General features: G+C 29.6%; 20 protein-coding genes. All 20 read left to right on the top strand.

Features of this window, described 5'->3' with window-relative positions:
* Positions 1–8 precede the first annotated feature (8 nt).
* The 20 genes from rpoE to SCHIN_RS06035 all read left to right on the top strand — a co-directional run bounded on the left by rpoE (position 9) and on the right by SCHIN_RS06035 (position 24,408).
* Positions 9–464, top strand: coding sequence for a DNA-directed RNA polymerase subunit delta (gene rpoE / locus SCHIN_RS06130; RefSeq protein WP_166508744.1), 456 nt, complete (start codon positions 9–11; stop codon positions 462–464).
* Between the two features lie 68 nt (positions 465–532).
* Positions 533–2,128 carry a CTP synthase gene (locus SCHIN_RS06125; protein ID WP_166508743.1) on the top strand — a complete coding sequence of 532 codons (1,596 nt, stop codon included), beginning with the start codon at positions 533–535 and terminating at the stop codon, positions 2,126–2,128.
* A gap of 341 nt (positions 2,129–2,469) precedes the next feature.
* Positions 2,470–3,870 carry a hypothetical protein gene (locus SCHIN_RS06120; protein ID WP_166508742.1) on the top strand — a complete coding sequence of 467 codons (1,401 nt, stop codon included), beginning with the start codon at positions 2,470–2,472 and terminating at the stop codon, positions 3,868–3,870.
* A gap of 162 nt (positions 3,871–4,032) precedes the next feature.
* Positions 4,033–5,103 (top strand): hypothetical protein, encoded by a 1,071-nt coding sequence (locus tag SCHIN_RS06115; protein ID WP_208057185.1) that lies wholly within the window; start codon positions 4,033–4,035, stop codon positions 5,101–5,103.
* Positions 5,104–5,129: 26 nt separating this feature from the next.
* Positions 5,130–6,008, top strand: a complete 879-nt coding sequence (locus tag SCHIN_RS06110) for a hypothetical protein (protein ID WP_166508740.1) — start codon at positions 5,130–5,132, stop codon at positions 6,006–6,008.
* A gap of 239 nt (positions 6,009–6,247) precedes the next feature.
* Entirely contained in the window at positions 6,248–7,141 is an 894-nt protein-coding gene (gene fba, locus SCHIN_RS06105) for a class II fructose-1,6-bisphosphate aldolase (RefSeq protein ID WP_166508739.1), read from the top strand.
* 15 nt (positions 7,142–7,156) lie between these two features.
* Positions 7,157–7,330, top strand: a complete 174-nt coding sequence (locus SCHIN_RS06100; protein ID WP_166508738.1) for a transposase — start codon at positions 7,157–7,159, stop codon at positions 7,328–7,330.
* A 143-nt stretch (positions 7,331–7,473) separates the two neighbouring features.
* A complete protein-coding gene (locus tag SCHIN_RS06095) occupies positions 7,474–8,232 on the top strand; it encodes an ABC transporter ATP-binding protein (protein ID WP_166508737.1) in 759 nt (252 codons plus the stop codon).
* Positions 8,233–8,234: 2 nt separating this feature from the next.
* Positions 8,235–10,094, top strand: a complete 1,860-nt coding sequence (locus SCHIN_RS06090) for a hypothetical protein (RefSeq protein ID WP_166508736.1) — start codon at positions 8,235–8,237, stop codon at positions 10,092–10,094.
* A 116-nt stretch (positions 10,095–10,210) separates the two neighbouring features.
* Positions 10,211–10,714: a hypothetical protein gene (locus tag SCHIN_RS06085; protein WP_166508735.1), complete on the top strand. Its 504-nt coding sequence runs from the start codon at positions 10,211–10,213 to the stop codon at positions 10,712–10,714.
* 117 nt (positions 10,715–10,831) lie between these two features.
* A complete protein-coding gene (gene rpmE, locus SCHIN_RS06080) occupies positions 10,832–11,113 on the top strand; it encodes a 50S ribosomal protein L31 (RefSeq protein ID WP_166508734.1) in 282 nt (93 codons plus the stop codon).
* 90 nt (positions 11,114–11,203) lie between these two features.
* A complete protein-coding gene (locus SCHIN_RS06075; RefSeq protein ID WP_166508733.1) occupies positions 11,204–13,063 on the top strand; it encodes a hypothetical protein in 1,860 nt (619 codons plus the stop codon).
* Between the two features lie 10 nt (positions 13,064–13,073).
* On the top strand, positions 13,074–14,030 hold the full coding sequence (locus SCHIN_RS06070) for a DHH family phosphoesterase (protein ID WP_166508732.1): 957 nt from the start codon (positions 13,074–13,076) through the stop codon (positions 14,028–14,030).
* 35 nt (positions 14,031–14,065) lie between these two features.
* Positions 14,066–14,659 (top strand): thymidine kinase, encoded by a 594-nt coding sequence (locus SCHIN_RS06065; protein WP_166508731.1) that lies wholly within the window; start codon positions 14,066–14,068, stop codon positions 14,657–14,659.
* A gap of 10 nt (positions 14,660–14,669) precedes the next feature.
* The gene (gene prfA / locus SCHIN_RS06060; protein WP_166508730.1) at positions 14,670–15,761 is read left to right on the top strand and encodes a peptide chain release factor 1; all 1,092 of its coding nucleotides are present in this window, start codon (positions 14,670–14,672) and stop codon (positions 15,759–15,761) included.
* A complete protein-coding gene (prmC, locus tag SCHIN_RS06055; RefSeq protein ID WP_166508729.1) occupies positions 15,761–16,576 on the top strand; it encodes a peptide chain release factor N(5)-glutamine methyltransferase in 816 nt (271 codons plus the stop codon). Before prfA ends, prmC begins: the two co-directional genes overlap by 1 nt.
* 12 nt (positions 16,577–16,588) lie before the next feature.
* Complete coding sequence (locus SCHIN_RS06050) at positions 16,589–17,929, top strand: hypothetical protein (RefSeq protein WP_166508728.1); 1,341 nt, start codon at positions 16,589–16,591, stop codon at positions 17,927–17,929.
* 107 nt (positions 17,930–18,036) lie between these two features.
* Positions 18,037–18,549 carry an L-threonylcarbamoyladenylate synthase gene (locus tag SCHIN_RS06045; RefSeq protein WP_166508727.1) on the top strand — a complete coding sequence of 171 codons (513 nt, stop codon included), beginning with the start codon at positions 18,037–18,039 and terminating at the stop codon, positions 18,547–18,549.
* Between the two features lie 99 nt (positions 18,550–18,648).
* Entirely contained in the window at positions 18,649–21,090 is a 2,442-nt protein-coding gene (locus SCHIN_RS06040; protein ID WP_166508726.1) for a hypothetical protein, read from the top strand.
* Between the two features lie 21 nt (positions 21,091–21,111).
* Entirely contained in the window at positions 21,112–24,408 is a 3,297-nt protein-coding gene (locus SCHIN_RS06035; protein WP_166508725.1) for a hypothetical protein, read from the top strand.
* Positions 24,409–24,436: the final 28 nt, after the last annotated feature.

Here is a 24,436-nt window from a genome sequence, read left to right as displayed (position 1 = left end):
GAACTATCATGGAAAATAAACCTACAATAGAAATGGCTTTTGACTTTTTACATAATAGCAAAGGCGATGCTAGTTTCGAAGATATTTGAAACGCAATTTCTAAAGAAATCGCAGGTTCAAATGAAGACAAAAACTTCATAATAGCAGAATTGTATAGTGACTTAGTATTGGATAATAGATTTGCGCTAACAGCTGATGGTAAATGAGGATTAAGAGACTATCTAAAATTTGACGATGTAAAGAAACAATATGACTATGTTGACAAATTTGAAACAACAGAAGAGTTTGAAGATATAGATTATGTGAGTGCAGATCTTTATGGAGATTCAGACACTACTAGCAAAATAGGAAAAGTTAAAGACATTCTTGACGCAGATGACTTGGATGACGATGACGAAGACGAAGATGATGATCTAGATTCAGATGAAATTTCATTAGATCTTGATGACAGTTTTGACGACTAATAACTTATAATCAAGTAGTTTTTAACGACTACTTTTTATTTTTTTAATAAAGAAGGGAAATTACAATAATGGCAAAATTTATTTTTATTACAGGGGGAGTCGTTTCTGGTTTAGGTAAAGGAATCACAGGGAGTTCTCTAGGAGTACTTTTAAAACAATCTGGAGTTAAAGTTTTCATGCAAAAATTTGACCCATACCTAAATATTGATCCTGGAACTATGAACCCAATAGAACACGGTGAAGTGTTTGTAACTGATGATGGTGGTGAAACAGATTTAGATTTAGGACACTATGAAAGATTTATTGATGAAAAATTACTTAGAAACTCATCAACAAGTGCTGGTAAAATCTATTCTGAAGCTTTAGATAAAGAAAGAATGGGGCAATACCAAGGAAAAACTGTTCAAGTTATTCCTCATATTACAAATTTAATTAAAGAAAAAATATATAAAGCAGAAGAAGTTAGTGGAGCTGATGTAATTATTTCAGAAATTGGTGGAACTGTTGGTGATATTGAATCACAACCATTTGTAGAAGCAATTAGACAGGTAAGAATGGAAAAAGGTTATGATAATGTTATGTTTATTCATGTTGCATTATTACCTTATTTAAGAGTTTCTGCTGAATATAAAACAAAACCAATTCAACACTCTGTTAAAGAAATGTTGAGTTTAGGTATTCAACCAGATGTTATTGTTGCACGTACTGAAGGAGAAATTGAAGATAGACTAAAAGGAAAAATTTCACTATTTTGTAATATAGCAAAAGAAAATGTAATAGTTTGTCCTGATTCAGATTCAATCTACAAAGTTCCTTTAATAATTAAAGAAACTAATTTACACAAAATTGTTGCAAATCACTTAAACTTAAATCTAAAAGAATTAGATCTTTCTGGATGAGAAAAATTTGTATCAAACATTGATGAATCAAAAGAAGAAATAAAAATTCACTTGGTTGGAAAATATGTAGAATTAAGTGATGCATATTTATCTGTTATGGAATCATTAAAAATAGCAGGTTATGAAATCAAAAAGAAAGTAAAAATTGTATGAGTTAATGCAAGAACATTAACAAAAGATAATTTAGAAAAAGAGTTAGAAGGTACTAAAGGAATTTTAGTTCCTGGTGGTTTTGGAGAATCTGGAATTGAAGGAAAAATTCTTGCTGCAAATTATGCAAGAATTAATAATGTTCCATATCTTGGAATTTGTTTAGGAATGCAAATTGCATGTATTGAATTTGCAAGAAATGTTTTAGGTTTAGAAAATGCTCATACAACAGAGTTAAATCCAAAAACAAACTACCCAATAATTGATATTATTGAAGGAAAAGATAGAGAAAAAATTGGTGGAACTTTAAGACTTGGAAGATATGAAACAAGTTTAGTTGAAAACACTTTAGCTTCAAAACTATACAATTCTTCAACAGCTATTGAAAGACATAGACATAGATATGAATTCAATAATGAATTTAAAGATCAATTTGAAAAAGCTGGTATGGTATTTTCAGGAATGTATGATAAAGAAGATTTGGTGGAAATAATTGAAATACCAAGTCATAAATTCTTTATAGCATCTCAATATCACCCAGAATTTACATCAAGACCAAATAAACCCAATCCATTATTTATGGGATTTGTTCAAGCGGTTAACGATAATAAATAAAAACGTCTCAAAGAGACGTTTTTATTTTTGTTTTTTATATCATAAGTTGTTAATTTCAAAAAAAAGTAATACTTTTTTTTGACAAGATATAATTAAAGTATAAGAACAGAAAGGATTTGTAGAGCAAGAAATATTTATATTGTATTAATAAATATAATTAAAAACACTACAAATAACTTTATTAACTATAATAATAAAATCATTTTTTTGTAAATAAAACTATAAATATATTAATAAATTAGTCCAATCTAATATTTTTTACTTTTGTATAAATATTATTTAGAAATCTTAAAACTGTCTAATGCAGTTTAAAATAACGATTTTAAAGGTGGGGGGAAATCATGAAAAAAATCCTAACAATAATGGGTTTGACCTTATCTGTAAGTACAACAACTAATTTTGTAGTGGCTTGCAAAGAAAGTTCACAAACATCTTACAATTTATCAAATGTGTCAAAGTTTAAGTTTTTTGCAAATCAAAAAAGAGTCGACCTTGAAACTACTTTACATAAAAACTTGGTCGCCCTAACAGGGTTATCTTTAGAGTTAGTTCAAGAAGCGTTTGAAATTACATATGAAGATACAGGAAATGCCCAAGATTATTTAAAAGCAGAAGAAATTATTAAAATCCAATCTACAAAAAAAACAAAAAATATTAAAGGTAAAGGCGAGATAAAAGTATCAAAGTTTCAGATGAGAGATTTAGAAGGGTTTTCTCAAGATGACCCAGATTTTTTTGCAGGAAAAACTTGAAAATCAGTAAAAAAAGCTATAAAAAATAAACTAACTTTAGGGTTTCAAAGAGAGGTTGAATTAGGTGTAAACTACGAAATAGTTAAAGAAGAAGGAACTTTAATTGAATCAGAAACGGGAGAATTAATAATAACTGGTGATAAAACAATAACAATTAATAGTATTGAAAACGATCACAATTTTTTTACTGGAATGTTTGCAGTCAAAACACAAAAATATAATTTAGCAGATATTGATTTTGGTGAAATTAAAGCAGGTTTAAAAAAAGAAGTTGCAGAAAAGGAGATTATCAAGAAAATTGAACTTTTAGATTGGGGAGTTGAGTACAATGTTGATTATTCAATTAAATTTGGATGATCTGGAAAATACTTAGCCCCAAGAGAACAAATTACTATTGTAACCACAAATGAAAGTTATAAACTTAGAGGCCTGCAAATAATTGAAATTGAATGAGAAAAACTACCTTATGATTCATATGCATTTGATTTATCTTGGATTTTATTTCCTTTTCTTAGACATGAATATATTTATAGAGGTCAAAAAATGGATGAAGCTAGAAAATACTTAGTAGAACTTTTAAAAGAAAGTGAGCCAAATGCTATAGAAAACATAGATTTTGTAATAAGTCATAATGATTCTATTTATGGAGATGACTACTTGGGCAAGCGAGTAGAGATATATGCTATAAAGGGTTCAAAATTTATGTACGGTCAAAAAACGTTTAGTTCTGACTTGTCATTCATTCATGCAAATGATAGTCAAAGATATTTACCAGAAAAACTTACTTATGAAGAAATTGAAAAGAAAGTTATTGAATGAGTTCATAAAATTGTAGAAATTGCAGAAATAGATATTGATTTTTATATCGATGTTTGAAGTGCTGACATGCAGGGTGATCACTTTATGAAAGGAAGCCTTTTTATTGTACGCCCTACAGAGAACTCTCGTTTTTTCGATTCACGTAGTAATTTCAAAATAAATATTACTTAGTAAATCAGTACATATTAAAAATGTAACCTTAGGTCATTTGATATATAAAAGATATTGATAACAATAATAAAAAAACTAAAAGTATAAAAGTCTATTAATAAATATAAAGAAAGGAATGAAAATGTGATAATATTACCTATTTTGGGATCGCTAAGTTTAGTTGTGAGCCCAGCAACAACAGTTTTTACAAATATAAATACGAATAAAATAACTGTTCAAAACAGTGCACAAGACCTATCAAAATTAGAAATAGAAAGTTTTGATGTTAACATGTATGGGTTTGGTGTAAAAGATTTTGAAGAAAAAATTATAGATGGTTTATTTGAAAATAATAAAGATAATGAAATTATCAAAAAAATTTATATGAGTTATATAAGAGGGGCTGATTGGATTATTAGAGGGCTTCCATCTTATATGCCTGACAAAGATCATAGCTTTATAGAAGCAAATATAAAAATGATACCACCTTTTTCGTTAACTGAATATAGCGGAATTTTAACATTTAAAGTAAGGATTTTTAATGATTTCAATTTCGAGCCTCTATCGGAATTAATTATTAATAGGCATTTGGGAAGTTTTAGAAATCCAACAGAAGAACAAATAGAAGCAGCGATTTTAGAAAAAAACTCAGAGATAAAAAAAGGAGATTTTTATTTAGAGGATTTAGGGTATAGAAATGCAAAAGTACATTCTTTAAAATATAGTGGAGTTGTTACGGTTTACTATTATAATGGAATTGAAAAAATGCATGAAAAAACTACAATTACTAACAAAGAAATTTTGGTGGAAGCTTATAATTCAACACAGAAAAAAAGTGTTTCTCAATTTGTGACTTATGATGTACATTTAGGAAAAGAGGCGCTTTTGAAATCGTATAATGAAGTGTCTTTGTGATGAAAAGGTTTTACTTGAAATAATGCAAATGGAAATAGATGACACAATCAGGAACACCCATCAGGGAAAAAGGATGAGGCTCTTTACACAAGAATAACATTAGACTTAAAGTCAACCACTACTAAGGTTAGTATAATGGACAGGGTTTATACAGGAACAAATTGAACAAAAGTTTATGGACGTGCTGTTTTAGTGTGAATAAATAATTACAGATTTAGAGTAGGTTATGAAATAGATATTAGTGCTTATGCAACTGCTTGAAATGCTCAATGAGCAAGAACTTCTGCAAGTATGCATATGACAACATTTACCTTAAAGCCAGAATATGGACTTGGTTAGAATATTGGGTAATGAAAGGATAAATCATGAAGAAATTTTTAAAAATATCTGGACTTTCCTTAATTTTGGGTGTTTCAACAAATCTGGTTGAAGCTTGCCAAAGTAGCCTAAATTCAAATGTTTACGATCTTTCAAACTTATCAGATCTAGAATTATTTGCAAACGAAGAAGCAAGAGTTGTGGAAGAAAAAGTTACTTCCAGAATATGAGATGGAACTTTTGGTCTTACTTCAGAAGAAATAGAAAATTCATTCGAAGTCTTTTTTATAAATTATGTTGGTCAAAATGATTATTTAAATTCTGGTGATATTATAAAAATTAATTCAACAAATAGTTCAAAGCATGTTAAAGGAGAAGCGAGTCTTATAGTTTCTAAATTTGATATTTCAAAAATAGATATGAATTATTTTGATAATTACTCATTACATGCGAATGTGCCCTGGACCTTTTTTAAAGAAAGTATTATTAGCTTTTTAAATAGACAAATAAGAAGAGAACTTATATTAGAAAATAATTATAAATTTATTTTAGAGCCAGGAACACTTGTGCAAGAATTTGATAATGCACCTGAAAGATTGGTTGGAGAAAAAACAATAATTATCAGAAGTGTTGATAATTCTAGAAATTTCATAACCGGTTCAATATCTTTGAAAACAATAAAATATGATCTAAATGATTTTGAACTTGGAATGTTTAGGGTAGGTTTAGAAAAAGAAAAAATTAAAGAAATTCTTATAGGAAGAATTAAACTTTTGAATGGAGACTTTAAATATGGTAAGGATTATGGAATTGAATTTGAGCATACAGGAAATCATCTACAGGAAGGTGAAAAAATTACTATATATTCAGAAAACAGTTCTACCAAACTTAAAGGTATTAAAGTTTTAGACCCAAATTTAGTGTAAGTTGATTTGGTTTCATTAAATTTAACTTAATTTTTCTGAAATATACAACAAAATATGCTATTATATAAGTGTCTAGGTTGCATAAACCCAGATAAACTAAAAAAAAATCTATCCTCTAATTGGAATTTAAATTAGAGAGTTAATGCAAGAAAAATGAACCGATGTACTGGTTCATTTTTTTGGTTTTAAAAGAAATATTCACAATAAAGTTGTATAATTATTTCTAGGAGGATTATTTTATGTCAAAAATATATCATAACAAACTAGTTAACGCTAGAGAAATGGTTAAAGCTGCACATGAAGGAAAATATGCAATCGGGCACTTTAACATTAATAATCTTGAGTGAGCAAAAGCAATTTTAGAAGCTGCTCAAGAATCAAACACACCAACTATTATTGCAACATCAGAAGGAGCAATAAAATACATGGGAGGTTTAAAAACAATCGTAGGAATGGTTAATGGTCTTTTAGATGATCTAAACATTACAGTTCCTGTAGCATTACACTTAGACCACGGTCAATCATTAGAAATGGCTAAAAAATGTATAGAAGCTGGTTATTCATCAGTTATGTTTGATGGATCACACTTACCATACGAAGAAAATATCGCAAAAGTTAAAGAATTAATGGACTTTGCAAATGAACACGAAGTTTCTGTTGAAGCTGAAATTGGTTCAATCGGTGGGGAAGAAGATGGAGTTGTTGGAGAAGGTGAATTAGGAGACCCTAACCAAGCAGCTGAAATGTCAACTACTGGAATTTCAATGTTAGCAGCAGGAATCGGAAACATTCACGGTAAATACCCTGAATGATGAAAAACACTTTCTTTTGAAACTCTACAAGACTTACAAGCAGCATGTAACATGCCTATGGTATTACATGGTGGATCAGGAATTCCTCAAGACCAAGTGAAAAAAGCAATTGAACTAGGAATTTCAAAAATCAATGTTAATACTGAGTTACAATTAGCATTTAGAGATGCTACAAGAACTTATGTTGAAGCTAAAAAAGATTTAGACGACGAAGCAAAAGGTTTTGATCCACGTAAATTATTAGCACCAGGATTTAAAGCACTAAAAAACACATTTGTTGAATTAACACAAATGTTTGGATGCTACGGTAAAGCTAAGTAATTCGAACGGATTAAAATGCATTTAACTGCAGAAGAAAAGATAAAAATAATTGAGGAGTATAAAAAGTCAGGTGCTTCGGTAACCAACTTTGCTCCAACAAGAAATGTTAGTGTTGTTTCGCTAAGAAATTGAATTAAAAAGTACGAGAAGGGCGGTAAGGATGCCCTAAAAACAAAATATGAAAAGTAAACTGATGTAGTTTACTTTTTTTATTGCTCTTTTAAATGTTAAAATTAAAATAGTTAGAAATGAAAAGAGTAACATAAGGAAAAATATAAATTTATTGACATATAACAATGTGTGATTTAATTTTTCAGATTAGGGAGAATGAAATGATAGAAATATTAGATATATCAAAGACTTATAAAAGAAAATACGAAGCTTTGAATAATGTAAGTTTTGATTTTAAAAAGGAAGATATTATAGCTTTTGTTGGTGATAATGGTGCAGGTAAAACCACAACAATAAAGGCTATTTTTAATGAATTAAATTTGAATAACGGAAGTATTTTAATTGATGGAGAAAATATTTTTTCAAACAATAATCTAAGTAGAATTGCATTCTTCTCAGATATTGAAAATACAAATTTAAATATTAGAGTGGATAAATATTTACAACATTTTGGTTTAATTAAAAATCAAAAATTAAAAGATATAAATGAAAGAATTGATAAGAATTTAGAACTCTTAGATATCTCTGAATTAAAAACAAAAAGAATTAAAGAGTTATCTGGTGGACAAAAGAAAAGAGTTATTCTTGCAGGAGTTCTTATGCAATCTCCTGAATATATATTCTTTGATGAACCTACTGCAAACATGGACGTAGAATCAAAAATAGAGTTTTTAGAAATAATTTCAGATATTAACAAAAATGGAGTAGGAATACTTATAACAAGTCATAATATTGATGAACTTCAAAAAGTTGCAAATAAACTAATTTTATTAGAGCAAGGTAAAGTAATTTACAACAAGAAAATTGATAAAGAAAAAGAAAATATTTTAGAAATCTATTCATCACTAAAAACAACTAAAAGAAAAAAAGTGGATATTGATTCTCTAATGAATGAAAACATCAAGGAGAGCAGGGAATAATTATGAAAAAGCAAGCTGTAATAAATAATTTAAAAGTTTTTTGAGTAATTTTAAAAGTTAATACAAGATTATCTTTAATTAGTGTAAAAAATTGAATTTGTGTAGCACTTTTTGTAATGATAATTTTTGCTCTTAATCTTTTCATTTCATTAATTAAGTTCAATGATGATGGAATTGCAAGTTTAACAACTTGGGTTTTAATTAAGTTTATGGTTATAATTGCATTATCAATTATATTTGTTGTATTTATTTCAATAAATTTATTTACAGATCACAAAACCAATGGATATCTTAAGACAGAACAAAGAAATGGAATAAACTTATACACTTCATTCTTTACAAGAGTCTTGGCAATTAACTTTATAGTTATAATTGCAAATACCATTTTGGTTTTATTGACTCTTTTAACTTTTTTTACAAGTAACTTAGGTGATAATTGAAATGAATTTGTCTTATCACCAACATTATCATTATATTTCTTTTTAATATTTTTTACACCATTAGCTATTTTTGCAGTTTCTATGTTAAGTGATTTATTTTCGCTATTATTAATGGGCTTCTTGTCATTGATAATAGTTGCAAGTCCTTTATTAAGTATGGCTGCATTCTATAAAGATAACGGTTTAATTAGTAATAAAAATCTTGTTCTATCTCAAGGATATAGACAAGACATCAAAATGGGAAGTAACTTTTATAATTTGTTAAATGATGATACAAATTATAAAAATGTAATAGAAGAAAGTTTAAGTGCTTTTTGAGATGATTTAACGATAGAATCGCATACAGAACAAAAAATAGATTGAATTAACATTCTTGGTTGAACTAATAACGCAGCTGAAGCGCAAATTGTGGATTCTAATGAACCAAGTTTTTATAAACAATTAAATATTGGTTTATTATTTTTTCTTAATGTTTCTGGTGAAAATTCTCAAAATTTTGAAACTATATTTGGGGATTCAAAATTAGGAAAAATAATATCAGAACTTATTAGAGTGACAAGCGAACATCAAGATGAGTTTGTAAAATTTAAATATAATGCCAAAGATAGAGATAATCCTGCTTTAAATAATAAACTTGAATATTTTGTCCCAAATTCTTATACATATTCACGTAACTCCGAACCTTATGAATTCGAAGGTTATATAAAAACTTTGAAGAAATATTTGTCAAATGAAAATAAAAAATTTGCAGATTTAGTTTTAAACTCATATGCAAATTATAGTGTCCCAGATCAATTAGGAATTGACAGAGAAATATTAAGGGACTCAAAAAGTTTTTGAGATACTCAAATATCAAAATATAACCCAATAAAAGCAGAGTTTAAAGATTCAAATAAAACCGAAATTTTAAAAGAAAAAAACAAAGAGTTGGCAGAAATTTATACAAATTATCCAGGTCTTGCTATTTTTAATAACATACTAACAAATCTACTAGTGAGAAGTTATTATTTAGATACTGAGGGAGAGGTTAAAAACCCTGATGCTTCAGGAGAACAAAAATATATTATAAAAAACTCTTATGATTTTTTAGATTTACAAAAGAAATTAAATAAATTTAATAAAGTCAATTTATTAAATCATTTTTATCAAATCTTTAATAGTAATTTGAATAATGAAAGATTCTATATCTTAAATCTTTCATGAGGGATAATTAAAATGCCAGCTAATGAAAATGTGATCTATGATGCCAAAGAGCTTGAAAAAATGAATGATATTAATAATGAAATTAGTTATTACAAAGACAATAAGGTAAAATTTAGCAATAATTCAAGTGTTGGTTCATTAATATCTATATATTTAATATTATCGTTATTGACTTATTTAGTATCAAGTTTTATATTTGTAAAAAGAAGCAAGGTTTAAATAATGTTTCAAAAAGTAAACTGATGTAGTTTACTTTTTTTATACCCTTTTTGTGAGGGTTAAGATGTTAAAATTAAGAAGTATTAATTATCAAAAATTTTGAAGGAGTGATGTATATGGCTTCAAAATTTTGAAAGCCACAAAATAATCCAACCAATTGAAAAGATGTTGATTTGGATAAAAAAATATTAAACAGTGACGGATTTACAGTTTTTCTTAGAGGAATGATAAGTTTCTTTACAACCCAAATAATAGTAGCTATAGCAATTCTGGCAATGTATTTTATTGTTAGAAGTATGGATTGATGAATTTTTTTAGCAGCATATGGTTTTTTATTTCTATTTTTAACCTTTCTTGTTACAAAAGGTTCAATAGAATATTTAGAACTAATGCAAATACTTGTTAAACGTCTTGATAATGGTGAAAAGTGAAATAAATCGATTAAAGTAACAAAGTTCTTTTGTTTCTTACCACTCATTAGAGTGTTATTAATATTTAATTTGTACAGAAAAATCAAGATGGATTTTGCCAAACAAGGTTATAAACTTATTAATAATAAGTTATTACAGTATGAAGGGGAAAGACCAAAAATACAATGATTTCCAGATAAAGGTTCATAAAAAGGGCATATATTTTTTTTAACAAAAACAAAAATTAATTGTTTTTGTTAAAAATATGGTATTATTAGTTTTGTATTGAACTATATGTTATTTTTTAGAAATCAGGAGGTAATAATTATGCCAAAAACAGATATCCATCCAAAAAGTTTCGAAGCAAAATTTGTATGTACAACATGTAGCAACGAATTTATGTCAGGATCAACAAAAGGAGAAGAAGTAAGAGTAGATACTTGCTCAAACTGTCATCCATACTACACTGGAAAACAATCTTTTGCAAATGCAGAAGGAAGAGTTGAAAAATTCAAAGAAAAATTTGTTAAAAAAGATGCTAAGGTTGCCGAAAAACAAGCAGCAAGTGAAGCACAAAAAGCTGAAAATGCAAAAAAAACAAAAAAATAACAAACAGTCTATATTAATAAGCGACCAGGAAACTGGTTTTTTTATTTTCTTAGCATTTTCATATACAATAATAAGAGTTGGAGGTATAACATGAGTTTTCAAATAAAGAATGCAACATTCGTAAATAAGAAGGTTACACCTCAAAATGTTAATTTTGAAGTAAATAAAAGTGAGGTTGCAACTGTAATTGGTGCAGAAGACAAAACTTTAAGACACTTTAAGAACATTTTAATGGGAAGAAACTTAGTTAAAAACGGAGTTTTTAAAATTGATGGTTTTGATAAAGTTAATGCACAATGAACAAGAAGAAAGGTAGCTTTAATAGACTCAAGAAATAGTCTTATTAGAAGATGACCAGAAAAGTTTTGATTATACTGATCATTACTTTTAAATAAGAATTTTTACTCAGAGGCTAAAATAAATTATATTAACTCTAAATATTCTTATCTTTCTTTTGTTACATCAAAGAATAATCAAAGTGATTTAGACATGAGAGCAAAAGTGGAATCAATGGTTGAACAATTCATTGAAAGTTCAGTTGCTATTGAAATGCAATGACTAGATGAGTTTTTGGATAAAATGGTAACTTTTAACGATAATAAACTTCAAGAAAAATATGGAAATATTGAAGAACATATTCGTATTATAGTTAAAGATTATTATTACCTTATTGAAAAAAATGCTAACCTTGAATTTTTACAAACTTTTTTACAAAGTTTGTGAGATAAAGTTTATTCATTCATAGACTTAAATTCTTTATGTACTTGTGAATACAATGCAAGAAAATCTAAAAATAGAGAAACAAGAAAAAAAGCTAAAGAACTTAAGTTTACTCAACAAAACTTTGTTATCAGAAAACAATTAAAAATCATTGATTTAAAAATAGCAAACATTAAAAGAAAAATTTCAAAAAACAAATTTATTATTAAGAACCTTTCAAAACAAATCATCTTTGAATTGAAAAAAACTGATGCTAAAAAATTCAAAAGATTAAAAGAAATAGATGAACTTTTTAAATGAAGACAACTTGCAAAAGATCAAAGATTTGAATTTAAACAAAAACAAGACAACATGGCTTTTGAAGCTCTAGCAGATGAGGCGACAATTATCAGAGGAAAAATTGTTGAGGTTATGCATAAGTATCATAAAGAAGTTTTGGAAGGAAAAGTTTTTGAAGGAGATTTAAAAACTTTTAGAATTACAAAACAAGAATACAAAGATAATATAAAAACAATTAATGCACAAGCATGAGATTGAATTAATAAAACTGTTGAAGATTTAGGAATGAAAATGAACTTTGTAAAAACTACTTTTAAAGTTAGTGTTACAAATAACATTTATTTTAAAATCTTAAATAGTATTTATCTAAAAAAATATAACTTCGTATTTTACAATATACTTTCAAGACTTTCTAAAGAAGAATGTGAAGAACTATTTAATATTGTAGAAAATTTAAAATCTATTAATCCAAAATTTAGTGCAGTCTTTTTAGAAAAAGGAATTGAAAACTCTTATAGACTTTCAAAAAACATTTATGTAGTTGATGAAGAAAAAACTTATGAAACAGATTTTGAATCACTAATGAAAGAAAATTGAAACACTTACGGGAGCTCAATTTTTGCAAATAAAAATAGAGTAGCTTACAGCTATGATGGAAAAACTGTAGAAGTGTTAGGTCAAAAAGTTAAACTTGAAAACACAAGACTTGATGAAAAAGGACAGTTCTTAATTAATCCATTTAAAATTTATTTATCTAAAAAAGAACTAAAAGGAAAGTATATTGAACTAACTGGAAAAATTCGTCAGACAGAAGAATTTAAAGATCCAAATATTTTTGAAATTATTTTAAATAGTGGTGTAAGAATTTTCTTCTACACAACTTTAAGATTTGAACACAAAGCAAGAACAACTATATACTTGTCAGAAGACTCAATATTGAGAACCATCTAGGAGAAAAGAAATGAAAATTAGCGAACAACAAAATGATTTGATTGAAAAAATTTCACAATATGAAAATATAATAATTGCAAAACATATTAATCCTGATTGAGATGCACAAGGTAGTGCTTTAGGTTTAAAAGAAATAATTTTAGATAACTTTGAAAATAAAAAGGTTTTTGTAGTAGGACATAAATTTAATGAAGACAAACTTTTTGAAGATGAACAATTATTAACAGAAGAAATAATTTCAAATTCATTAATGATTACAGTTGATGTTGCAAACTTTGAAAGAATAGATTTTATTGCAAAAGATAATGTAAAAGAAATTTTCAAAGTTGACCATCACATTGAAGTTGACAACTACGGAGATTTTAAATTAGTTGATGAAAGTGCAATAGCTTGTACTCAAGTTGTTACACTTTTTGCTCATGAAAAAAATTTAAAAATTTCAAGCAGTGCTGCAACTTATCTTTACTATGGTTTAATTACAGATTCTGGAAGATTCTTGTACACAAAAACAAATCAAGAAACTTTTAAAACAGCATCTATTTTATTTTCTTGTGGAGCTAAAATGGAAGAAGTTTATAACGATCTTTACACACAAGATTTAAAAATAAAAAAATGAATGAACAAAGGTTTTTCAATGGCAACTTACATTGAAGGTTATCCTATGGCATACATTAAAGTTAAAAAAACAGACCACAGTGAATTTGAACTGACAGAAGAAGAAGTTAAACTAGCTCTAAATGCTTTGGCAGGAATCAAAGAGATTTTAGTTTGATTTATTGCTTATGAAAGTGAAACTACAGATAAAATTAAAGTTTCAATACGTTCAAGAGCATATGACATTAATAAAGTTGCACAGATGTATAATGGTGGAGGACACAAATTAGCATCTGGTGCAAAGTTAAATAACTTTGAAGAAGTTGAAAATATTGTAAATGATTTAAAAAAATTAATCGATAATGAACTATAATAAGTCTTAGAGTGAATTAATACAGGAGAAACAAAATGAGTTACAGAATAAATCCAAAATCTAAAAGAGGTTGAATAGAGTTAATTACTGGTTGTATGTTTGCAGGTAAAACTGAAGAGTTTATAAGAAGGTTGCAAAGATACAAATATGCAAAACAAGATGTACTTGTCTTTAAACCAAAAATTGATGACAGATATTCAAAGAATGATGTTCAATCACATTCAGGTATGAGTATAAAATCAATCCCAGTAGCTTCAAGTGAAGAGTTAAGAGAATATGTTTTTGCTCAAGAGCATGTTGATATTATTGGTGTAGATGAAGTGCAATTTATGGATACAGGAATAGTTGATATTCTTTCAGAAATAGCAGACCAAGGAATAATAGTTATTGCAAACGGTTTAGACAAAGATTACAGAAATAACCCTTTTAGAAATGTGGATAAACTTTTAGTTCAAGCAGAGTATGTTGACAAGTTAACTTCAATATGTCACTCTTGTGGTGGAAATGCAAATAGAACTCAAAGAATAGTTGATGGAGTTCCTGCAAAATTAAATGAACCTTTAGTTGTAATTTCTGCAAATGAAAAGTATGAAGCAAGGTGTAGACATTGTTATATAGAACCAAGTTAGGAGATTTTTTATGAATAAAAAAACTATAGAGGCATTAGAGGTTATCTTAAAACGTTTCCAAACAATTGATTTGGAACTACAAAAAGAAGAAAACCTAACAGACATAAAACTAATGACAGAATTAAATAGAGAAAGAGCTCAATTAGAAGAAACTGCTTTAAAGTATGTTGAATATAAAAGAGTTCAAACAGATATAAGTGACGCTAAAGAAATTTTAGAAGCTGAAAAAGATGCTGATATGAGAGAACTTGCAAAAGCACAACTTGATGAAGGTCACGAACAAGAAGAAAAAATTGAAGAGGAACTTGAATTATTACTTCTTCCAAAAGATCCAAATGATGACAAAAACGTTATTTTTGAAATCAGAGGAGCTGCTGGTGGGGATGAAGCTAACATCTTTGCAGGTGATTTGTTTAGAATGTATTCAAGATATGCAGAAAGAACTGGATGAAAAATTGAAGTTCTAGATCAAAACGAATCTGCAGCTGGTGGATTCAGTTTAATATCATTTATGCTAAAAGGTGACAAAGTATATTCAAAAATGAAATTTGAATCTGGAAGTCACAGGGTACAACGTGTACCAAAAACTGAATCAAAAGGAAGAATTCAAACATCAACTGCAACTGTTGCTGTATTGCCAGAAGTAAGTGATGTTGAAGTTGAAATTAAATCAGTAGATTTAAGAATTGACACTTACAGATCAAGTGGAGCTGGTGGACAACACGTTAATACAACAGATTCTGCTGTAAGAATTACACATATCCCAACAGGAGTTGTTGCGGCATCACAAGATGGTAGAAGTCAACATGACAACAAAGAAAAAGCAATGACAATGTTAAGGGCAAGAATTTATGAAGCTGAACTTGAAAAACAACAAGCAGAATCTGCAAGTATGAGAAAGTCTGCTGTAGGTACTGGTGCTAGAAGTGAAAAAATTAGAACTTACAACTATGCACAAAATAGGGTAACAGACCACAGAGTTAATTTAACTTTAAACAAGTTAGACCAAGTTATGGATGGAAACATTGATGAAATTCTTACAGAACTTGTAAATAATGAACAAAAAGAATTAATTGCACAACAAATTGAAAGTAACTCATAATGAAATCTAGAGATTTATTTGATAAGTTTAAAACAATAATTGATGTAAATACTTTTAACGAAATAATTTATCATATAAAAAAAACATCTACCAATTTATTTCCGTTAGAAATTAATTTAACGGATGAAGAGGTAGATTGTTTTTTTAATATAGTTAATAAATTAGAACAAGGATTACCCTTGGCTTATGTAATTAATTCAAAATACTTTTTTGAAAATACTTTTTATGTTAATGAAAATGTTTTAATTCCTAGACTTGAGACTGAACTAATTGTAGAAGAAGTATTGAATTTAGATTTAAAAAATAAAACCCTATTTGATATTTGTACAGGATCGGGTTGCATTGGAATTAGTTTAAAGTTGAAAGAATCAACTTTAAACTTAATCTTGTCAGACATTTCAAACGAAAGTTTAGAAGTTTGTAAAAGAAACTTAAAATCATTTGGTCTAGAAGCACAAATTTTTCAAGCAGATTATTTAGAGGTTTTTGATAAATCAAATCAAAAACCTGACATTATAACAATTAACCCTCCCTATATTGACAAGGAAGATGAAAATGTTGACATGCAAACCTTAAAAAATGAACCACATTTGGCTTTGTTTGCAGAAAATAAAGGCCTATATTTTTACGAAACTTTATTTTCTAAATTAGAATATTTGTTTAATCTAAACGATGATTTAAAAATAGTTTGTGAATTTGGTTTTGAACAAAAAGATATTCTAGAAAGACAATTTAAAAATTTAGGAGTAAAATATAAAATAGATTTTAAAAAAGATTATTTTAATAATTGAAGGTATTTTGTAATAAGCAATTAAGGAGTGCAAGAAATGAAACTTAAAAATTCATCTTTCAAAGCGATTAAAAGCATAAGGGTATCAATATTATCTAAGTCAATTAAAGCTTGTCTTATTTTTGCTTTCATTTTTATTCCTTCAATTGCTTTCATTGGAATAGTTTATGCAAACCCAAACTTTAAACTGTATGTAAATAACTTTTCAACTTTTAGAGAAGTCTTTGATAAAAGTATTGTGCCAAGTAAAAACCTAATTTTCACATTAATTTGAGTAGGACTTGGTTTGGTATTGTTAGCTCTTATAATAATTATCTTTACAAAACAATTACTTGTTTTAATTGATAAAAGTATATTTTGAAAAAATGTGCACTTCGTATTAATTGTAACTTTATTGGTTTGTGCAAGTATTTGTTTTGCTTTTGCAGCTTATTCTTACTCACTGTTTTATGATCTATACGTATATTTAGCAAATGTAAGTCAAGGAGACCATGTTTTAGATAATGAAAAAATGGCTCAAATTGCTCAAAAGTTTAGTGTTAATTTTGCAAAGACTAAAAACTTTAAATGAAGTGATGAAAATTTAACTTGATGAGTATGTTTATTCCAAATATTAATGGTTATAATTTACTTCTCTGCATTCTATAGTAACTTGGACAGAAAACAAGATGATGAAATTGAGTCTCTTGCAAGTGTTAAAAAGAATTTAGATCAAAGTAAAGTTGCAAAATTAATTGGAAGATTATCAATAAATAACAATAAGAATGTAAGTATTTGATTAATTATTTCAACCATGATAGTTTTTATTCCACAATTCATATTTGTGATTAAACTATCAATGCAGAACTCGTATATTCATTCGTTACTTGATTGAACTTTTAAAGCACCTTACTTATTACAAGTTGAAGATTTAAATGAATTTGATAGATTTAAAAGTCTTAGATTTACAGTTTCTCACTTACCAATTATAGCTACAGGGTTCTTGTTGGCTACAATGTGCATCTTTGGTCTCGTATATTTTAAAGGGATCAAAGCTACAAAAGGATTCTTTATAACTCAGTTCGTAATTCTATTTATTGAATTAATATGTGTTATAAGTGTAAACACTTATGTAATGTATGAAATAAATTCAATAGTTAAATTTTGAAATGATAATGGTTTAATTGAAAAACTAAGTAAATATCAAGATAATTTTGCAAACATTGAAGATGTTAGAAACAACATTTTTGAACAAGAAGTTGTTAAATATCCTTGATTAAGAGGACAACAATACGTCTCACAAGTATTAATTTCAGTAACTTTTGTAATTGTTACTTATACAATTTTAGGAAGTAAAATGAAAAAATTATATAAATTTCCTTTAAACCCCATAAAATAGGGGTTTTTTGTTTGTCTAAATTTTAAAAAAAGTTGCATTGTAATAACAACTAGTGTATTATATATTACTTTTTTGTGTTATAATAGTTATGTGTTAGAGGGGTACTTATGAAATACATGACTAATCTTGAAACAAAAAGGGCAATAGAGTTAATAAATAACAATGAAATTGTTATATTACCAACTGATACGATTTATGGTATCAGTGCAAAAGTGTCTGAAGAAAATAGGTTAAAGATCAATCGCTTAAAAGAAAGCGAATTGGATAAACCATTAATTATTCTAGTTTCAAGTTTAGAGCAAGCTGAAAAGTTTATTGAACTTTCAGATAAAGCTATTGAATTTCTAAATAAAACTTATCCCACTACAGTTATTGAATATAACAAAGAAAAAACAAAAAAAAATGCTGTAAGGCTTGTTAAGAGAGAAGATTTGGTTGAAGTTATAAATCAAACTGGACCAATTTTCTCAACAAGCGTAAACAAAACAGGTCAAAATTTCTTGAGTTCGTTAGATGAATTCAAGAAATTTTTAAACCAAGATGGCATATTTTGATCGGGAGAATTGTCAAAAAACCCATCAAATATTGTGGATTTAACTACTAACGAGAAAAAAAGGTAGCATATATATTACCAAAGAACATTTGTCAATGCAACAATAAATGAGATATTTTTCAAATTTTTATGGTATAATAAGTATGTATTAAAGGGGTGAAACAAAATGTATGTAAATCCGTTCGAACGTATGAAAAAGAAACGTGAAGAGGCTGAGAAATTAAAACAAGAAGCTGAAAAAGAGCGTGAAAAATATGCAAGACTAGGTGCACAAATGGGTTTCACTCAAGATAAGGGCGTAATGCCTTCTTTTATTAAGAGTTTGATAGGTGAAACAAACCAAACTAATGTACCTCCGTTCGGAATGGGAGCTGGATCTCCTGATTCTAGTGGACCTGCATTTATGCCTTCATCAACTCCAAGTTTTGGAGCACCTGACATGGGTAGCACACCAAGTTTTGGCTCACCTGATATGGGTGGCTCACCAAGTTTTGGTTCACCAATGGAACAAACCTCAACAATAACACCAAGCTTTGGAGCACCTGATATGGGTGGCTCACCAAGTTTTGGTTCAATGCCAGCAAATAATATGGCACCAAGTTTTGGCTCACCAATGGAACAAACCTCAACAATAGCACCAAGCTTTGGAGCACCTGACATGGGTAGCACACCAAGCTTTGGAGCACCAATGCAAGAAACAGCACCTGCTGCACCAAGCTTTGGTTCACCAATGGAACAACAAACTCCAGCTGCACCAAGCTTTGGAGCACCTGACATGGGTAGCACACCAAGCTTTGGTTCACCAATGGAACAACAAACTCCAGCTGCACCAAGTTTTGGTTCACCAATGGAACAACAAACTACAGCTGCACCAAGTTTTGGTTCACCAATGGAACAACAAACTACAGCTGCACCAAGCTTTGGAGCACCTGACATGGGCAGCACACCAAGTTTTGGTTCAATGCCAGCAAATAATATGGCACCAAGTTTTGGTTCACCAATGGAACAACAAGTTTCAATGACACAAAATATGGGTATGGGATCACAACAGAATAATGTTGTAATGAACCAACCTAGAGGTCAAAAGATTGGTATTAATAATTTTATTAATGAAATAAATAACAATTCACAACAAGGACAAATATTTGCCCTTGTTGGTGGTGACACTCACCTAAATGAATTAACAAAACAATTCATTAATCTATTGCCACAAAATAAAAAAGTGGAAATCGAAATGAAAGAAGTTCATATGTATGCAGCTCCTTTCTTATTTTTATTGAAACAAATAGTAAACAATGTTCCGCTAGTTTCATTAGATGATAAGAGAGCTCTATGAGAAAGAACTTCATTATTATTGGCTGCAACAGAATATGGTAAAACGGGTTCTGAAGTTGATTTAATAATGGATGGTTTAGGATTAGCAGACCCAATAGAAAATATAAGAAGCGAATTTAAGCAATTATCATTTGATTATAATTTAGACCAAACAACAAGTTTAATGGTTTTAACAGGATTTAATCAGTTAGAAATAACTCAATCAACTAAAACAGTTCAATTTATTAATACTATTTTCCACGATATGCATGAATTTAAATTTGTATTTGAATTTAGTGAATCATTTATGTCACTTGCGCAAACAACTGATACAGTTGCTCAAATCGTTGGATTAATTGATAGTTATATAGTAGCGGGAGATGTTCCTATAACTAATAATAATCAAATGCAAAATCAAACACCTCAAGCTCAAAATTTTGAAGCACCTGACATGGGTGGGGGACCTGGATTTGGTTCACCGATGCAAGAAACGGCACCTGTAGCACCAAACTTTGGAGCACCTGACATGGGTAGCACACCAAGTTTTGGTTCACCAATGGATCAAACGGGAGCACCACAGTTTGGAGGTATGCCTTCAAATTTTCAAGAAGTGGCAACTCAACCTAGTTTTGAGGCACCATTAACGCCGCAACAGCCACAAGAAATGAATAATTTTAATGTACCAATGTCGGAGAACGCACCTCCGCCACAAAGTACGGGCCAAATGCCGCAACAAACATTTGGGGAAGGCCCAGTATCGTCTGCTTCATTTGAAGCACCTGGGGGCTTTACATCCCCTTCAAACAGCACACCATCAAGTGTGGGGTTCGGACTTCCAAGTAGTTTAATACAAGAAGAGGAAGAACCCGAAGAAGAATATGACCCTGGTTTGGATGGGAATATTAGAATTCGCGTTGACTTGAATTTACAAAGAAGAGCTGAAGAAGCTCTTGAGCGCGAAAGACAAGAAGAGCAAGCTCGACTTGAAAGGACTGGACAGGCCGGATTTAATCCGGCAATACTTGCAAAATCAAATGCACCAGTGCAATCAAATGCACCGGGTCAAAAAGTCTTTGAAAATATGAGTATGCACTCAAACAATTCATTAGAGTCTACAAGAGTTGAAGATCCGAGAGGATATGATGCTGTACATGCACAATTGCAAGGTATGGCAAATGCTTTTGAAAATAGACCAAACATTAGCATTGCAGAAGCAACAGCTAATGAAGCAAGAAAAAAAACAGGTGAAAACCTGATTAAAGTAACAGGTAACTGAAAAGACCTTAACAAATAGAAAGAACAAGGAGGAATAGTTATGTTTATACTACTTATAGCTCTAGCTTGATCAACAGTAATTGTTGGAGCAATATTCTTATTAACATTCTCAGTATTAACATTAACAGCATCAATGTGAATGACAACTACAATGTTTGCATCCACTGCTGGTAAGGGTAATTTCTTATATAAATTATTCTTATTCTTATCAAACAACCCAATTCGTACACCTATTTTTAAAATGGGAAATGAATCATTAGCAACAGCAACTTCTGGTGGACTTTTCACTGGAGGAATCAACCCATGAATCATTAATCCAGGAGCTTTAATGGCTCTTAAAAATGGTGGTGGAGCTGAAGGAGCTTTCGGATTCCACCAATGAAAAGTGATCTTAATGGCAGGTTTATTATTATCAACTGCTATTGGAATGATTACAATTTCAGTAATTGAACTAATTAGATTGAAAAAAAGACAAAAAATATCAAGACCTTACGTTAAAGCAATCTTAGTTGTTTTACCAGTATTATTATTAATTTACGGACAAATGGTTACAATTATTGCAGCTGTTTGTTTATTAGAAGCTTGATTATTATTAGAAGCAGTTCTATTTGATTCTGAAGCTCTAAACAACTACGCTGAAGAAAGAAACTTAATCTCTATTTACAAAGAAGAAAGAAAATTCGAAAGAGAGGTAAATAAAGAGGGAAAGTTAACTGGCAACGTAGATTTGGAAATTTTAAATCAGGAAAATCAAAAAAATATGCTGGACCAAAATGGGAAAGCAAAAGCAAATGATAATTCTGCGTTGCCAAAGAAACCAAATAAAGAAAAACAAGCAAAATACTTAGCGCATAGAGAAGAATTAGCTAAGTTAAGAGAAGAACTTTTAGCAAAAGAGTCTGAGTTGGAAGACAAAGACAAAAAAAGACTAAAGGCAGACTTTGACAAAAAAATTAGAAACCTTAACTTTTATGCAAAAACTGCAGGAGGGATCTCAACAGTTGTTGAACCTCTTAAATGAGCAAACTATGTTGAAGAAGAAAAAGTGGAAAAACTAAATACCACTGTTGTAGAAAATCCAAAACACAGAAAAGCTTATGAACAGTGAAAAGAATATAGACAAAAACTAGAAATGATGAGAGCTGGAGTTATGCAAAAAGCTCCATCAATGTCTGCTGGTGAAAAAGATAAAATAAGTAAAAAATTCAACGGAAAAGTTATGAGAGTAAATGCATTGGGTAAAAAATTAAAATTACCAGATGAATATCAAATTCCTTTCCTTGTATTGGATGGTTCAGGACAAACAGCAACTCTAAATGGAGAAGCTTCAAGATTTGAAAGCGCACCAACAAGCGCACCTTCAACTCAAAGTTTTGAACAACCTAATTTATCACAACCAAATGGAGCACCTTTACCAAAAAGTGCTCCAAAAGAATCTGGTTTTGTTCAAAATGCAAACTTCCAAACAGGTTCAATAGATGAAGCAACTGCTGCATTTGGTGGTATTTCATCAACAGCTATTGATCCAAATATTGAAGATTTACATACAAAATATTCTGCAGGTTCTAAACCAGAAACATTTGTATTACCACAAACAACAGTTCATGGAGTAGGCCAATCTAAAGCTGAACTTGAAGCATTAATGAAAGCTAGAATGGCATATGCTGTAAACATGAATATGACTCAAATACCAGTTTCAAAAGAGAATCCAAATGCTGATGAAAAATCAATTATGGAAGACTTTAACTTCAAACAACCTGACTTAATGTTCCAAGTTGTTGCAAAAGAAGCTGCAAAAATTAAAGCTCTTGAAGAAAGAGCTGCTGCAAATGGTACAACAGCAACTGGTACAATTACTGCACCACCAATGTTTGGAACTATTGAAGACTTTGGAAGTGAAGAGCCAGCTGCATTTGTAGCACCAGGAACTGAACAATTAGGAACATTTGTTGCTCCTCAAACCAAAACTCATGGAGTAGGCCAATCTAAAGCTGAACTTGAAGCATTAATGAAAGCTAGAATGGCATATGCTGTAAACATGAATATGACTCAAATACCAGTTTCAAAAGAGAATCCAAATGCTGATGAAAAATCAATTATGGAAGACTTTAACTTCAAACAACCTGACTTAATGTTCCAGGTTGTAGCAAAAGAAGCTGCAAAAATTAAAGCTCTTGAAGAAAGAGCTGCTGCAAATGGTACAACAGCAACTGGTACAATTACTGCACCACCAATGTTTGGAACTATTGAAGACTTTGGAAGTGAAGAACCAGCTGCTTTTGTAGCACCAGGAACTGAACAATTAGGAACATTTGTTGCTCCTCAAACCAAAACTCATGGAGTAGGCCAATCTAAAGCTGAACTTGAAGCATTAATGAAAGCTAGAATGGCATATGCTGTAAACATGAATATGACTCAAATACCAGTTTCAAATGAAAAACCAAATGCTGATGAAAAATCAGTTATGGAAGATCTAAACTTCAAACAACCTGACTTAATGTTCCAAGTTGTTGCAAAAGAAGCTGCAAAAATTAAAGCTCTTGAAGAAAGAGCTGCTGCAAATGGTACAACAGCAACTGGTACAATTACTGCACCACCAATGTTTGGAACTATTGAAGACTTTGGAAGTGAAGAACCAGCTGCTTTTGTAGCACCAGGAACTGAACAAATAGGAACATTTGTCGCTCCCCAAACAAAAGTTCATGGAGCAAATAATTCTAAAGCAGAAATTGAAGCATTAATGAAAGCTAAAATGGCTTACGCTATTAACATGGATTTAAATCAATTACCTGTTTCAGGTGAAAAACCAAATGCTGATGAAAAATCAATTATGGTGGAATTAGACTTCAAACAACCTGACTTAATGTTCCAAGTTGTTGCAAAAGAAGCTGCAAAAATCAAAGCTCTTGAAGAAAGAGCTGCTGCAAATGGTACAACAACAGGTACTATTTCAGCACCACCAATGTTTGGATCAATGGACGATGTTCAACCAAGTGCACCAGCACCAAGCTTTGAACCTTCTCAACCAAGTGCACCAGCACCAAGCTTTGAACCTTCTCAACCAAGTGCACCAGCACCAAGTTTTGCTCAACCTACAACACCAACAGTTAGTGCAATTAGTGATAACAAAGTTGGAGAAATAGAACAAAGAATGGCAAGACTAGAAGCTGCATTGAGTTCATTTGAAGGAGATCAATTAAGAATGATTCAAGAACAATTTACAATGATTAAAAATCAACTTGAAGTTGTTTCAAAAAACATTGAATCAATGAAAACAAGTGATCCAATGTCAATAATTGATTCTTTAACTAGAAGACATGCTTATAATCAAAAATAATAGTTAGACTATTATTTTTTTTTGTTTA

Source organism: Spiroplasma chinense (genome assembly GCF_008086545.1).
Lineage (GTDB): Bacteria > Bacillota_I > Bacilli_A > Mycoplasmatales > Mycoplasmataceae > Spiroplasma_A > Spiroplasma_A chinense.
Note: the sequence above shows the minus strand (reverse complement) of the source record. Positions and strands in the feature narration are given on the sequence as shown.